Here is a 13,733-nt window from a genome sequence, read left to right on the forward strand (position 1 = left end):
TCAGCGATCCGACGAATCCGGCAGTTCGGACAGGTACGCGCGGCTCGCCTCGTACGCCCGCTCGATGTTCGTCTCGACCCGCGAGGCGTCACGGTAGCGGAGCTGGGACAGGCCCACGCTCTGGCCGTTCGACCCGGTGGGCAGGACGTGGACCGTGACGTCGTCGGGGAGCTCGCCCATCTCCTCGGCGAACCGGTGCCGCCGGGCGATCTCGAAGGCGACCAGCCCGACCTGCCAGGGTCGGGTCGGCGCGGTGAGGGGCTTCTCGATGCGGCCGACCTGCAGGACGTACACCGTCCGTGCCCCTTCCCGCAGGGCGCGGCCGATGGGGATGCTGTGCACGAGGCCGCCGTCGTAGAAGTGCTCGTCGCCGATGCGGACCGGCGGGAGGACGCCGGGGACCGCGCACGAGGCCAGCACCGCCGGGACGAGCGGGCCGCGCGTGAACCACCGCGCCTCGGCGCGTTCGATGTTGGCGGCCACACAGTGGAACGGCACGGCCAGGTCCTCGATCCGGTCGGCGGGGATCAGTGCGTCCAGCGCGGTCGCCAGGAGCTCGGTCGAGTGCAGATGCGTACCGGAACGGATCAGGGTCGACACGCGGCTGAAGAACGAGCCGGCGAACACCGACCCCGCTCCCTCGCCCTGCCACGCCTGGGTCAGCAGGTCGGCGGCCTTCTCCGGGTCGGATGCCACGAACGCCCCGTTGAAGGCGCCGACCGAGGTCCCGACGATCAGGTCCGGCCGGATCCCCGCCTCGGCGAGCGCCCGCAGCATGCCGACCTCATGGGCGCCCAGCAGCCCGCCGCCACCCAGTACGAACGCGGTCTTGGGATCGTTCACAGCGTCTCCCCGTCGAGAAGGCCACAGCCGGCGTCGAAAGACGACGGCGAGCCCCTCTTACCCCGATCGAGCCGATCGACGACCTTTGGCCGCGATGCCGCAGGCCGGGCGGGATCGGGGCGAGCGCGACGCGTACGGCCGGGCGTCTGCCACGGGCGGGTGACGGTCCCGGCCGGGACGGGCGTCAGCCGGGCAGGGTCCACTTCTGGTTGGCCCCGCCGTTGCAGTCCCACAGTTCGAGCTGGGTGCCGTTGGTGGTGCTGGACGCGGGATCGTCCAGGCAGCGGCCGGACTGGACGCCCTTCAGCGTGCCGTCCGCCTGCGGCGTCCACTGCTGGTTGGTCCCGCCGTTGCACTCCCACAGTTCCACGAGGGCGCCGTTGGAGGTGCCCTGGCCGGTGACGTCCAGGCACTTGCCGTCCGGCCCGCCGAGCCGCAGCATGCCGTTGCCCCACCACCACGTCTGGGCGGCGCCGCCGTTGCAGTCCCAGATCTGGACGCGGGTGCCGTCGGCGGTCGAGCCTCCGTTGTCGTCGAGGCACTTGCCGGCCAGGCCGGACCTGACCGGGCCGAGGTGCTGCTGCCCTACGGTGCCCGGCGTGAGGGCGAAGTTGTCGAACTGGTCGGTCTGGTAGCCGGTGACGCCGAGGCCTGCCTGGCCGGTGGTGTACGAGGCGTCGGTGGCGCTGCCGACGGTCACACCGTCCACGGCGGCGGTCAGGGTGGTGTCCTGCAGTTTCAGCGACAGCCGGTGCCACCGGTTCAGCCCGAGCGCCGAGGTGGTCCCGCTCGCCAGCGTCGTGAAGTGCCACGACGTGTCGCTCTTCACGATCGACCACGCCCCGCTGTCGGCGACCCGGAAGTGATAGGCGTTCAGGCCGTTGTTGTTGGTCCCCTGGAGGTTGACGCGGCCGAGCAGTTCGACGCTGCCGGACTGCTCCAGCATGGCGTCCGCCGCGACCGTGTAGTTGCTCCACGACCCGTCGCCCATGATCGTGTACGGCGCGGTGTACGACTCGCCGGTCCAGCGGATCGGCATGGTCGGGGCCATCTGCCGTACGCAGGATCCGGACCTGCCGCCGCCGCACGCCACCCGCTGGAACGCGCCGTTCATGTCGGAGAAGTACTTCGGCGAGGTGGTGGTGGCCGCGGTCTCGAAGTCGTCGGAGTACGGCAGGGCCATCGCGGCGGCGGCCGGAGGGGTCGCGGTGCCCTTGCCCTGGCCCGTCGTGGTCGTGAGGGTGTAGACGGTCCCGGGCTGGAGCGTCAGGGAGTACGCCCCGCCCGACGGCGTGACGTCCGCGACGTGCGCGAGCTGGTCGGCGGGGCTGGAGGAGTTCACCTTGGTGGACCAGACGTGGACCTGCCCGGTGGACAGGCCGCCCGTCACGGTGAAGGACGCGGTCTGCGCCGCCGTGGCGTCGACCGTCTCGATCACGGTGGTGTAGTCCGTGTTGTTCGTCGACTTGAGCGTCACATAGCTGCCGTTGGCGCGGTCGCCGCCCAGGAAGCCGCTCGCGGAGTCGATGTAGTGCCAGCCGGGCTTGGTGAACTGGGTGGTCTGCGCGGTGACCCAGGTCGTCCTGCCGATGGAGTAGTTGCCCGACCACGGCTGCGCGGCGATCGACATGCCGTCGGTGCTGTAGTGGAGGTTGGGGTACAGGGCGGCGATGACGGGCCAGTTGATGTAGGAGGTCATCCGCCCGTCGATGTAGTCCCGGTTGATGGCGCGTGCGACCGCCGGGGCGCCGCCGTCGGCGTCCTCCGAGCCGTTCTCACTCGCCCACAGCGGCTTGCCGAGGCCCTGGGCGGCAGAGGTGCTCGGGCAGGAGGTGAAGGCGGTCATATAGCCGCAGGGGTAGTGCGTTCCGACGATGTCGACGGCGTTCTTGAACGCCGGATCGGAGGCCATCGCGTCGGCGACGTCCCACCCGCTGTCGGCCGCGACGACCTTGATCGATCCGTAGCCGTTCGCGGCGAGGGCGGACTTGAGGTTCTCGTACCAGCCGGCGTTCCAGTTGCGCTCGTTCCAGCCGCCGAGGTAGTCGATGCTCAGGTTGTGCTGCTTGGCGCAGCCGAGCCAGGACATCAGATAGTCGATCATGTCCTGGGACCAGAAGTTCCCGCCGCCGATCCACCCCGGCGCGCCCCAGGCGAGGCCGTACAGCCTGATGGCGGGGTTGCGGGCCTTGGCCTGCTCGGCCAGCCACCACTCGTACCCCTGGCCGCAGTCGACGGCGCCCCGGGTGTGCTCGTGGCTGGCCTCGGCGCCGTCGGTGGAGTTGGTGTCGCCACCGATCTCGATCTTCAGCGTCTGCAGCGCGGCGCCGTACCCCGGCTTGAACAGGTAGTCCAGCAACTGGCTCCGCTGCGGCTCGGGATAGTCGGCCAGCAGGCGGGAGTTCCCGCCGCCGCCGCTGATCGCGCCGACGCCGTCGAAGACCAGACCGGACTTGGTGCCGTCCAGAGTGATCGACGTGGCGGCCGCGGCGTGCGCGGTACGGGCGGTGGTCACCCCGGCCAGTAAGCCCAGCAGCAGGATCAGGACGGCGAGGAGAGGGATGCGAGGCCGTGCTGCGCGGGTCATGCCGACTCCCTTGGGCACCGTCACCGACGACGACCCCTCGAATCCGACCGTTCGGCACCGACGGCCAGAAGCGGACGCCGGTCATATCGGTTCGAAAGGTCGATCGGCCGGATGTTACGAAAGGGTTCCGGGGCGGTCAACGGCCGGCGGCGAAAGGGTCGCGTTCGCCCTGATGAGAGCCGTGCGGCCCGGCCGGCCGCCGTACGTCCTTTCATCGGCTTTCATGAGCGCCGCCGTGGGGCCGGCCGCCCGCGCCTCCGTACGCGGTGTCCGTGCACCGCATCGTGTCGGCGTGTTCGTCGGATTAAGCACATATCGGCAGCTTTGCCGGGATTTGCCAAACGTTCGACTTCTCGCTCCCTTCCGGCCAACCGCGATCTTTAACGTCCTCTTGCCGAAGATCGAGCTGAGGGAGACGCTCCCCTTGCTGATGATCAAGCTGAGGGAGACGCCATGCACGAAAGCCCCGCGGTCCGGGGTCGCCGAATCAAGAAGTCCTTCGGCGACGTGGTCGCACTCGACGGCGTCGACCTCGACGTGGCGGCCGGTCAGGTCCACGGTCTCGTCGGCCCGAACGGCGCGGGAAAGACGACGCTCCTCGGTCTGCTCCTGGGCCTGGCGGTCGCGGACGGCGGCGAGCTGGAGATCCTGGGCACCCCGGTCGGCCGGACGCTCGCCGTCCCCGACGGCGTCGCGGGCTTCGTGGACGGGCCGGGCCTCTACCCCTCCCTGACCGCGCGGCAGAACCTCTCCGCCCTGGCCTCACTGCGCGGCTACGACGCGGGCCGGGGCGTCGACGACGCGCTCGAGCAGGTCGGCCTCACCGACGTCGCCGACGACCGCATCCGGGGATTCTCCCTCGGGATGCGCCAGCGGCTCGGGCTGGCCGCCGCACTGCTCACCAGACCGCGCCTGCTCGTCCTCGACGAGCCGGCCAACGGTCTGGACCCCGCCGGCAAGCACCACGTGCACCGCGTCATCACCGGGCTCGCCGCGGACGGGGTCGCCGTGGTCCTGTCCAGCCACCGCATGGACGACCTCGCCGCGCTGTGCTCCGAGGTCACCGTCCTCGCCACCGGGCGGGTCGTCTTCTCCGGGCCGGTGACCAAGCTCGCCGCCGAGAGCGGAGAGCTCGACTACCGGCTGCTCACCTCCGACACGGCGGCGGCCCGCCGGGTGGCTCTGGACGCGCCGGGGATCCGCGTCCCCTCCGGCACCGACCGCGCCCAGCGGCCGGACGCCGACGTGCTCGTGGTCCGCGGGGCGGTGCCGGCCATCGAGGAGCTGATGGTGCGGCTGGTACGGGCCGAGGTGGCCGTACGGGAGCTGGCGCCCGTCGTCGCGCCGCTCGAGGCCGCGTTCCTGGCCCTGACCGGAGCCGTACCGACCGATGAGGAGCTCTCATGACCACCACCGCCACGCCGCCCGCCGTCGAGGCGCGGCCGGCGCCGGTGCTGCGCGGCTATCGGTTCGAGCTGGTCAAGCTGCTCTCCCAGTGGCGGATCCGCGTGCTGCTGCTCGCGTGCTGGATCGCCCCCGCGGGCTTCGTCGCGGCGGTCAGCCTGCAGAGCGTGCTGCCCGCCGACACGGTCTTCGGCCGCTGGATGCACGCCACCGGCTGGGCCGGATCGCTCGTCGTGCTGGACTTCTCGCGCAGCTGGGCGCTTCCGCTGCTGACGGCGCTGGTCGCCGGTGACGTCTTCGCGGCCGAGGACCGGCTGGGCACCTGGCGCCACCTCCTCGTGGCGGTCCGCTCGCCGAGACGGATCTTCGTGTCCAAGGGCCTCGCCAGCCTCACCGTGCTCCTGCTGCTGGTGGTGGGGCTGGCCGGATCGAGCATCGCCGGCGGCCTGGCCGCGGTCGGGAACCACCCGCTCGTCGGCCTGGACGGCCATCTGCTCGCCCCGGCGGACGCGGCCGGCACGGTCCTGCTGTCGTGGGCCTGCGTGCTGGCGCCGACGCTGGCGTTCGCCGCGATCGGACTCCTCGGCTCGGTGGCCCTGGGCCGCTCCACGATGGGGCTGCTGATGCCCGCGCTGCTCGCCTTCGCGCTGCAGCTCGCGCAGCTGCTTCCCCTGCCGGTGGCCGTACGGCTGGCCCTGCCGAGCCACGCCTTCCTCGCCTGGCGCGGGCTCTTCACCGGCCCGGCGCAGACCGGCCCCCTCCTCATCGGCCTCGCGGTGAGCCTGGCGTGGGCGGTCGTCGCGACCGTGGCGGCCTACCACCTGTTCCTGCGCCGCGACTTCACCGATCTGACGTACGACGGGTCGGGCCGGCGCGTCCTCGTGGCGGGCGCGCTGCCGCTCGCCGCCCTGGTCCTCCTCACCTTCGCGGTGGTCACCGCGACGACCCCGGCCAAGGGCTCCGGGATCGAGCGGGCCAAGGTCGAGGGCTCGCTCGCCACGGCGTACGCCCACCTCTACCGAATGCAGACGCGGGAGCTCCATCGCCCCGACGTCACCGAGGCCCGGCTGCAGGCCACCGCGTCCTGCGACAAGGGCGGCTCCCGGGTCGCCGACCAGGGACCGGGCAACGACTGGCGGTGCGTCGTGTCCTGGCACCTCCCCGGCGCGACCGCCGTGGGCACCGCCATCTACCAGCTCGACGTCACCGCGGATGGGCGGTACGTCGCCGACGGAGACGGGCCGAAGGAGGTGAACGGCTACTTCCAGGTGCGCACCTCGACCGGGGACGCACCTAACCCCCTGTGGCAGTTCGACGGGAACGTCGACCTGCTCGCGAGCACTTCGAAGGATTGATTCATGCACGTCACCCGCCAGCGCGTCACGAAGAAGGCCCCCAGTGGGCTCTTCGGCCGACGCACCGGCCACCGCATCCGCCTGGTGGCCGCCGGAACCGCAGCTCTCGCCATAGCGAGCGCGAGCATCGCCTACGCCTCCACTGATGTCTTCGGCGGCAACCACGTCGGCTCCACCACCGACGCGGGTCTGCAGCTCGCGAGCGACCAGGCCCTCAACCCGATCGGTGACCGCCTGCTCGTCGACAACGGCAAGCTGCTCGCCTCGACGGTCAGCCCGGACGGCCGGTTCCTCGCGGCGCTCACCAACGACCGCTCGATCGCGCTGACCATCGTCGACCTGAAGAACTACAAGGTGCTGCAGCAGGCCGGGACCGCCTCCACCGCCGGCGTGCGCATCTCCAGCAACAGCGTCGGGCAGGAGGGACCGGCCTACTCACCGGACGGCAAGACCCTCTGGCTGCCGCAGCTCGACGGCTTCAGCCGGTTCCCGGTGAACGACGACGGCACCCTCGGCAAGCCGACCTCCATCCCCATCGCCGCGCAGGGCTCCAAGCACGCGATCCCGGCCCAGGCGGTCTTCTCCGCCGACGGCAAGACCGTGTACGTGGCCGTCAACGGCCAGAACCGCGTCGTGGCGATGGACGCCGCGACTGGAACGATCCAGCAGAACTGGAACGTGGGCATCGCGCCGCGGGGCCTGGCGCTCGTCGGCGGCAAGCTCTACGTCAGCAACGAGGGCGGCCGTCAGGCCAAGCCCGGCGAGACGACGATCAACTCCTACGGCACCGACGTGCCCGCCGACCCGAAGACGGGCGCCACGACCACCGGCACCGTCAGCGTGATCGACGTCGCCGACCCGGCCGCCTCGGTCGGCTCCATCGAGGTCGGTCTGCACCCGACCGCGATGCACGCCGCCCGCGGCGCGCTGTTCGTCACCGACACGTTCGGCGACCAGGTCTCGGTCATCGACACGTCCAAGGACAAGGTCGTCCAGACGATCGCCACGCAGCCGTGGCCGGAGGCCAAGGTCGGCTACGCCCCGGACGGCGTCACCCTGACGAATGACGGGCACCTGCTCGTCACCCTCGGCCGGGCCAACGCGGTCGCCGTCTACCGCTACACCAAGCCGCAGGAGCCGGTCAGCTACGTCGGCCTCCTCCCGACGGACTACTACCCGGAGGAGGTCACCACCGTCGGCGACGACGTGATCGTGACCAACACCCGCGGCATCGGCGAGCGCGGCCCGACGCGCACGATCAGCGAGGGCGCCGGCACCACGCCGGCCACGGGCCACAACACCCACGACTCGACCGGTTCGCTGCTCCGGTTCAAGCTGCCGTCCGACCGGGCGATCACCAAGTCCACGGACACGGTCTTCGCGCTGAACGCCTGGGGCAAGCACGACGTCAAGGAGAGCCAGGGCAAGTCGCGGAAGGCCGTGCCCGTCCCGAAGCGCCTCGGTGACCCGTCGACCATCAAGCACGTCTTCCTGCTGGTCAAGGAGAACCGCTCGTACGACCAGGTGTTCGGCGACGACGCGCGCGGCAACGGCGACCCGACGCTGGCGCAGTTCGGCCAGAAGGTCACCCCGAACCAGCACGCCCTCGCGAAGCAGTTCGGCCTGTACGACAACACCTACGACATCGGCACGAACTCCGCCGAGGGCCACAACTGGCTGATGCAGGCCGACGACCCGGAGTACACCGAGTCCAGCGCCGGCGAGTACGAGCGCAGCTACGACACCGAGGACGACGCGCTCGGCCACCAGCGCTCCGGCTTCATCTGGACCGGCGCCCAGGCCGCCGGCAAGACGGTGCGCAACTTCGGGGAGTTCAACCAATTCGAGACCATCCCGGCGGGCGCGACCTGGCAGAGCTTCTACTGCGACGCCAAGAACATGGACGCGACCGGCCAGGACACGACCCTGAAGACGGACACCGAGTCGCCGATCCCGTCGCTCAACGCCGTCACGGTGCACGACTACCCGAAGTTCGACACCAACATCCCGGACCAGTACCGGTACGAGATCTGGAAGCGCGACTTCGAGAAGAACGGCCCGGCCAACCTCAACATGTTCTGGCTGTCCAGCGACCACACCGGTGGGGCGCCGAACCCGGTCGCCCAGGTCGCCGACAACGACCTGGCCGTCGGCAAGATCGTCGACACCATCTCGCACAGCAAGTACTGGAAGGACTCCGCGATCTTCGTGATCGAGGACGACACCCAGAACGGCGTCGACCACGTCGACGGCGCGCGCGGCCCCGTGCAGATCATCAGCCCCTACGCCCAGCACGGCACCGTGGACAGCCACTACTACACGCAGATCACCATGATCCGCACCATCGAGCAGATCCTCGGGATCCACCCGATGAACCAGAAGGACAGCGCCGCCACCCCGATGGCCGGAGCCTTCACCACCGACCCCGACTACACGCCGTTCACGGCGGTGCCCAACCAGGTCTCCCTCACCGGCGGCCTGGCCACCCCGCCGGCCTGCGGCAACGACGTCCCCGCCGGAACGGCCGCCGCGAAGGCCCGCTCCCTGGCGACGGAGTCGACCGTCCCCACCGACATGCGGCACACCGCCGAGGTCTGGACCGCCTGGGAGCAGAAGCAGCAGCTGACCGGCCCGAACGCGATCCCCGACGTCGCCAACCCCCGGCTCATGAGCCACCTCACCTGGTACCAGGTGCACAACTGGAGCACCCCCTACCCGGGCGAGGACAAGATCTACACCCCGGACCAGGTCCCCGGCGGCTACCTGCCGGGCCCGGACGGGAACTGACCCCTGACAGAACCCCTCTCACGACGGCCCGCCGGAATCCCGGCGGGCCGTCCGCCTACCGGCACCACGGGCCAGGGCTGATCTCTAGAGATCGCCTGATCCAGCAGGAGCTTCGTTCTGACCGGTGCCGCGTCGTGGCGCCGTCAGTGGCATCAGCACTTCGTCCACGATCGCCTGCACCTCTGCCTGGTCGACGGTTCCCTTCTCCAGTGACTCGGCGATGATCAGGCGAGGGCCCACGGACGCCACGCGCGGGGTGACGCACTGGTGGGCCGCCTCGCCGCGGTCGGCGGCCGCCTGCAGAACGGCCAGCAGGATCCGCTGGTGCGGGAGGACGACCAGGCGGCGGACCTCGTCGAAGACCTCGGGATGGCGGGCTCGCTGAGTCAGCAGGGGGCGCAGCGCTCGGCCTCGCGGCTCGTCCAGGACGCGGGCGAAGCGGCCGAGGAGCGCGGTCAGGTCCCCGCGCAGGGAGCCGGTGTCGGGGGCGACCGGGTCGCCGAAGCCGGTGGACGGGTCGGTCAAGGCGGCGATGACCAGCTCCTTGGGAGTGGCCCAGCGGCGGTAGAGGGCCGACTTCCCGGTGCCGGCGAGGGGCGCGATCTTGTCGAAGGAGAGTTCCTCGAAGCTGGTGCACGCCAGTTCCTTCAAGGTGGCCTGGTAGATGGCGCGGGTCAGGGCCTCACCGCGACGCCGGGTGGCGCGGGGAGCGGCGGACCCGGGCGGCCGGGCCGCCGCGGCGGATGCATCGGGAGCGCGCGAGGTGGTGGCCACCTGTTCGTTATAGCCGCCAGGCAAGTGAGCGTCGACCAAGGGGCGGATGTACAGTCACGTTAGTGAACAAATCTGTCCCTTATTTTGGGGGTTCCCTTGACCACGCTCACCAAGACCGTCCTGACCGATGTCCGGGTCTTCGACGGCCACCGGCTCACCGCTCCGCGCACCGTCGTCATCGATGGCGCGGTGATCGGCACCGACCCCACCGGCGCGCGGCAGATCGATGCCTCTGGCGCGGTGCTCCTGCCCGGCCTGATCGACGCCCACGTCCACCTGCACGGTCCGCAGACGCTGGATGCGCTGGCCTCCTGGGGCGTCACCACCGGATTGGACATGGCGTGCTGGCCGCACGAGCTGGTCATGTCCCTGCGCGAGGTCACCGGTTCCGCCGACTTCCGCACGGCGGGCCTGCCGGCGATCGGTCCCGCCGGCAACCACGCCCGCATGCCGGGCATGCCGGCTGAGGCGATCATCCTCACTCCCGAAGACGCCCGCAGGCACGTCGCAGTCCGTGCCGCCGAAGGCGTCGACTACATCAAGGGGGTCGCCGAGGCTCCCGGCGATGGCGGACCCACCCCAGAGGCCCTCCACGCCCTGGTCGCCGCCGCCCACGCGCACGGCCTGAAGGTCGTCGTCCACGCGGTCACCGTCGGCGCCTACACCGTCGCCGTCGACTCGGGCGCGGATTTCATCACCCACGCCCCGCTGACCGGCACCATCCGGCCAGAGGACATCGTCACGATGCGGGCCGGCGACCAGGTCGCCATTCCCACGATCACCATGATGGAAGGCGTCCTGGCAGGCAAGGCCCCTATCTCCGACCTGGTGGGCAAGGCGCCCATCGCCGACCTGCTCACCAGCGTGGCCGACCTGCACCGAGCGGGAATCGAGATCCTGGCCGGCACGGACGCCAACACCCAGCCCGGCTCACCCCACTCCGTCCCGCACGGCGAGAGCCTCCACCACGAACTCGAACTCATGGCCCGTGCCGGGATCGGCCCCGTGGACGTCCTGCGCTCGGCGACCGTCCTGCCGGCCCGCGCCTTCGGCCTGACCGACCGCGGCGCCGTCGAACCGGGCCTGCGCGCCGACCTCGTCCTCGTCGACGGCGACCCGACCACCGACATCACCGCCACCCGCAAGATCCGCGCCATCTGGTGCGCCGGCCACCGGATCACCCCTGCCGCCGGCGCCTGACCACCGGCCTGACCACCGGCCGCGCCACCACGGGCAGGACCGGCCCCACCATGCCGACGACCCGCACACCACAAGGGAAGACATGAGCAGCGACATCACCGAGATCACCCAACTCGTACTCCGCGAGCGGCAGGGCCGTGACCGTGGCTGGTGGGACCAGATGCGGTCCTGTTTCGCCGACGACGCGACCGTCCGCCTGAGCTGGTTCCGCGGCAGCGGCGCCGATTTCGTCGCCGAGTCCGAGAAGATGGCCCGCCGCGGTGACACCACCGTCCACCGGCTCAGCCCTCCCGTCGTCCACCAGCACGGTGACCGCGCCCTGGTCGAACTGCCCGCCCTCATCGAGATGCGCACCGACCTCGACGGCACCGAGGTCGACCTCGCCTCCGCCGCCCGCCTCTACTACCGCGTCGAACGCCGCGACCGCTGGCTGGTGGTCCAGATCGACCCGGTCTACGAACGCGACACCCTCACCGCCGCCCACCCCGGCGTCCAGCTGGCCGTCGGCCCGCAGGACGTCGCGGCCTACCGGCCTGCCTACCGATTCCTGTCCTACGTGTTGTCCCGCCGCGGCTACACCATCGGCGACGACCTCTACGGGGACGACCGCCCCCAAGAGGCCACCCGCTTCTACGACGACGCGCATGCCTGGCTGAACGGCTGACGCTTCTTCGCGGCGGGCCTGAGCCGGGTCATCGAGCGTCGTCGGTTCGTTTCGCGACGATCGCCACCGTGGTGTACGGCATCGTGAAGGCGCCTCCCAGCGCGTCGATGGCGGCCCCGACGCTCTCCAGGACCTCGGCCACCTTGTCCGCCGCGAGCCGGGTCAGCGGGCCCTGGGTGGGCAGCTGGTCCAGCCACTCGTCGCGGGTGTAGGTGTGCTCCCACGCGAACCGCCACTGCTCCGGCTCGCCGAACGCGCCCGCCTCACGGATCCCGTCGCCGACCCTGCCGATGATCGTCTGGTACGCGTCCAGGGCCGATCGCGCCGCCCGCAGGTCGAACGGCGAGTCGGGCGCCACCCGCGCGTACACCGTGGCGAATGCCTCGGCCACCTCGGCCGGGAGGTCGGGTGTGTGCCAGAACGCCGCGAGCAGCCCGCCGGGGCGCAGCGCCTGCGCCGCCTTGGCCGCTCCCGCGACCGGGTCGATCCAGTGCCAGGCGGTCCCGGCGACGACCGCGTCGAAGCGCCGGCCGGCCGGGTCCCACGCCTCCAGGGTCGAGACCTCGGTCTCGACCCCGCTGCGCCGCGCGAACGCGGCCATCCGCGCGTCGGGCTCGACGCCCAGGACCGTGCAGCCGGCGGCCTGGAACTGCCGGGCCGCGATGCCGGTGCCGCAGCCGACGTCGAGCAGGTCGCGCCCGGGCGCGGCGGCCACGATCCGCTCCACCAGGGCGCCGGGATAGGCGGGCCTGGTCCGGTCGTAGCGCTCGGCGTCCACGCCGAACGACTCCGCGTACTCTCGGGCCTCATGGGGCCGGCGCTGAGAGGAAGGCGTCTGTTCCGAAGGTAGAGTGGGCATATGCCCACTATGAGTGGGCGAGTGCCCACTCGTCAACCGGGCAGAGAGAGGCGGGTTGCGCGGTGCCGACAGGAGTGGCCCTCCGCGATGTTCGTGAGCAGCTGTTCGACGCCGCCGAGCGCATCCTGCTGCGCGACGGGCCGAGCGCGCTGACCAGCCGGGCGGTCACCATCGAGGCGGGTTGCGCCAAGGGGGTCCTGCACCGGCACTTCGCCGACTTCGACGCGTTCCTCGCCGAACTCGTGCTGGACCGTGCCGACCGGGTGAGCGGTCAGGCGGCCGCCCTGCGCGACTCCGCCGGTACGGGCACCGTCGTGGGCAACCTCGCCGAGGCGCTGACGGAGCTGTTCGGGTCGGTCGCCGTGGCCATCGTCGCCCTCGTCACCTTCCGCGACGAGGTGCGCGCCCGGCTGCGCGAGCGGTGGCCGGTCGGGGTCCCCGTCCTGACGGAGGCGGGAACGATGATCGCCTCCTATCTCGCCGCCGAGCGTGATCTCGGCCGCATCGCGGCCGACGCCGAGATCGACGTGCTCGCGCCCACCCTGATCGGCGCCGGGCATCTGCTGTTCGCCGACCGGAAGGGCGCGCCCCCGGAGGCCGAAGCCGTCGAGAAGGTCGTGACCACGGTCCTCGCCGGCGCCCTGCGCTGATCGCCGCCGTGTCCATCCGGGTGAGCGCCGGAGACGCGAACGGCCGCACGACCAGGGGTCGTGCGGCCGTCGTGCGGTCCGGCTCGGCCGGTCGGCCACCGGACCGGGTGGTCAGCTCCCGGTGGAGATCAGCCGTCGCCAGGTGGCCGGGCCCACGATCCCGTCGACCGTCAGTGCCACCCGCTCCTGGAAGCGGCGCGTGGCGGTGTCGGTGTCCGGGCCGAAGACCCCGTCGACCTGGGCGGCCGTCTTGAGGTCACCGTGCTTCAGTAGCTCCGTCTGGGCCGCCTTGACGACCTCGCCCTGGTCGCCCTCGCGCACGGTGGAGCCGATCGTCGTTCCGTCGGTCAGCCTCTGCCAGGTCGCCGGGCCGGCGATACCGTCGACGGTCAGCCCCGCGACGCTCTGGAAGCCGCGTACGACGCTGTCCGTGGCCGGCCCGAACTCCCCGTCGGCCGCGAGCGTGCGCCACTGGTCACGAGCGCCGCGCAGCAGGTACTGCAGCGTCGTGACGTTCGGCCCCCTGCCGCCCTGCCGTAGGACCGGCCATGCCGGTTCGGTCATGCGATCCACCTCCCCATGGTGGTTCCCCCGCCGTTCGGCGGGACAT

Annotated in this window: 11 protein-coding genes; 6 read left to right on the plus strand and 5 right to left on the minus strand. The window is 71.3% G+C overall.

The window, feature by feature from the left end:
* Nucleotides 1-843 carry a patatin-like phospholipase family protein gene (locus tag NE234_RS01590; RefSeq protein ID WP_252776141.1) on the minus strand — a complete coding sequence of 281 codons (843 nt, stop codon included), beginning with the start codon at nucleotides 841-843 and terminating at the stop codon, nucleotides 1-3.
* Between the two features lie 184 nt (nucleotides 844-1,027).
* Nucleotides 1,028-3,430, minus strand: coding sequence for a ricin-type beta-trefoil lectin domain protein (locus tag NE234_RS01595; protein ID WP_252776143.1), 2,403 nt, complete (start codon nucleotides 3,428-3,430; stop codon nucleotides 1,028-1,030).
* A 453-nt stretch (nucleotides 3,431-3,883) separates the two neighbouring features.
* Between NE234_RS01595 and NE234_RS01600 the strand changes: the two genes are divergently transcribed.
* Genes NE234_RS01600 through NE234_RS01610 form a run of 3 tightly spaced genes read left to right on the plus strand, consistent with a single transcriptional unit; the run spans nucleotide 3,884 to nucleotide 8,976 of the window.
* A complete protein-coding gene (locus NE234_RS01600; RefSeq protein WP_252776144.1) occupies nucleotides 3,884-4,837 on the plus strand; it encodes an ABC transporter ATP-binding protein in 954 nt (317 codons plus the stop codon).
* Complete coding sequence (locus NE234_RS01605) at nucleotides 4,834-6,189, plus strand: hypothetical protein (RefSeq protein WP_252776146.1); 1,356 nt, start codon at nucleotides 4,834-4,836, stop codon at nucleotides 6,187-6,189. Before NE234_RS01600 ends, NE234_RS01605 begins: the two co-directional genes overlap by 4 nt.
* 3 nt (nucleotides 6,190-6,192) lie before the next feature.
* Complete coding sequence (locus NE234_RS01610; RefSeq protein WP_252776148.1) at nucleotides 6,193-8,976, plus strand: hypothetical protein; 2,784 nt, start codon at nucleotides 6,193-6,195, stop codon at nucleotides 8,974-8,976.
* 84 nt (nucleotides 8,977-9,060) lie between these two features.
* Here NE234_RS01610 and NE234_RS01615 read toward each other — a convergent pair whose 3' ends face one another.
* The gene (locus tag NE234_RS01615) at nucleotides 9,061-9,750 is read right to left on the minus strand and encodes a TetR/AcrR family transcriptional regulator (RefSeq protein WP_252776150.1); all 690 of its coding nucleotides are present in this window, start codon (nucleotides 9,748-9,750) and stop codon (nucleotides 9,061-9,063) included.
* Nucleotides 9,751-9,846: 96 nt separating this feature from the next.
* Here NE234_RS01615 and NE234_RS01620 point away from each other — a divergent pair, with 96 nt between their 5' ends.
* Nucleotides 9,847-10,950 (plus strand): amidohydrolase family protein, encoded by a 1,104-nt coding sequence (locus NE234_RS01620; RefSeq protein ID WP_252776153.1) that lies wholly within the window; start codon nucleotides 9,847-9,849, stop codon nucleotides 10,948-10,950.
* A gap of 82 nt (nucleotides 10,951-11,032) precedes the next feature.
* On the plus strand, nucleotides 11,033-11,614 hold the full coding sequence (locus tag NE234_RS01625) for a nuclear transport factor 2 family protein (protein WP_252776155.1): 582 nt from the start codon (nucleotides 11,033-11,035) through the stop codon (nucleotides 11,612-11,614).
* A 28-nt stretch (nucleotides 11,615-11,642) separates the two neighbouring features.
* Here NE234_RS01625 and NE234_RS01630 read toward each other — a convergent pair whose 3' ends face one another.
* Nucleotides 11,643-12,473, minus strand: coding sequence for a class I SAM-dependent methyltransferase (locus NE234_RS01630; protein WP_252776157.1), 831 nt, complete (start codon nucleotides 12,471-12,473; stop codon nucleotides 11,643-11,645).
* Between the two features lie 62 nt (nucleotides 12,474-12,535).
* Between NE234_RS01630 and NE234_RS01635 the strand changes: the two genes are divergently transcribed.
* A complete protein-coding gene (locus tag NE234_RS01635) occupies nucleotides 12,536-13,123 on the plus strand; it encodes a TetR/AcrR family transcriptional regulator (RefSeq protein ID WP_252776158.1) in 588 nt (195 codons plus the stop codon).
* Between the two features lie 111 nt (nucleotides 13,124-13,234).
* Here NE234_RS01635 and NE234_RS01640 read toward each other — a convergent pair whose 3' ends face one another.
* Nucleotides 13,235-13,687: a peptidoglycan-binding domain-containing protein gene (locus NE234_RS01640; protein ID WP_252776160.1), complete on the minus strand. Its 453-nt coding sequence runs from the start codon at nucleotides 13,685-13,687 to the stop codon at nucleotides 13,235-13,237.
* Nucleotides 13,688-13,733: the final 46 nt, after the last annotated feature.

The sequence above is a fragment of the Actinoallomurus rhizosphaericola genome (genome assembly GCF_024055675.1).
In the GTDB taxonomy this organism is placed as follows: domain Bacteria; phylum Actinomycetota; class Actinomycetes; order Streptosporangiales; family Streptosporangiaceae; genus Actinoallomurus; species Actinoallomurus soli.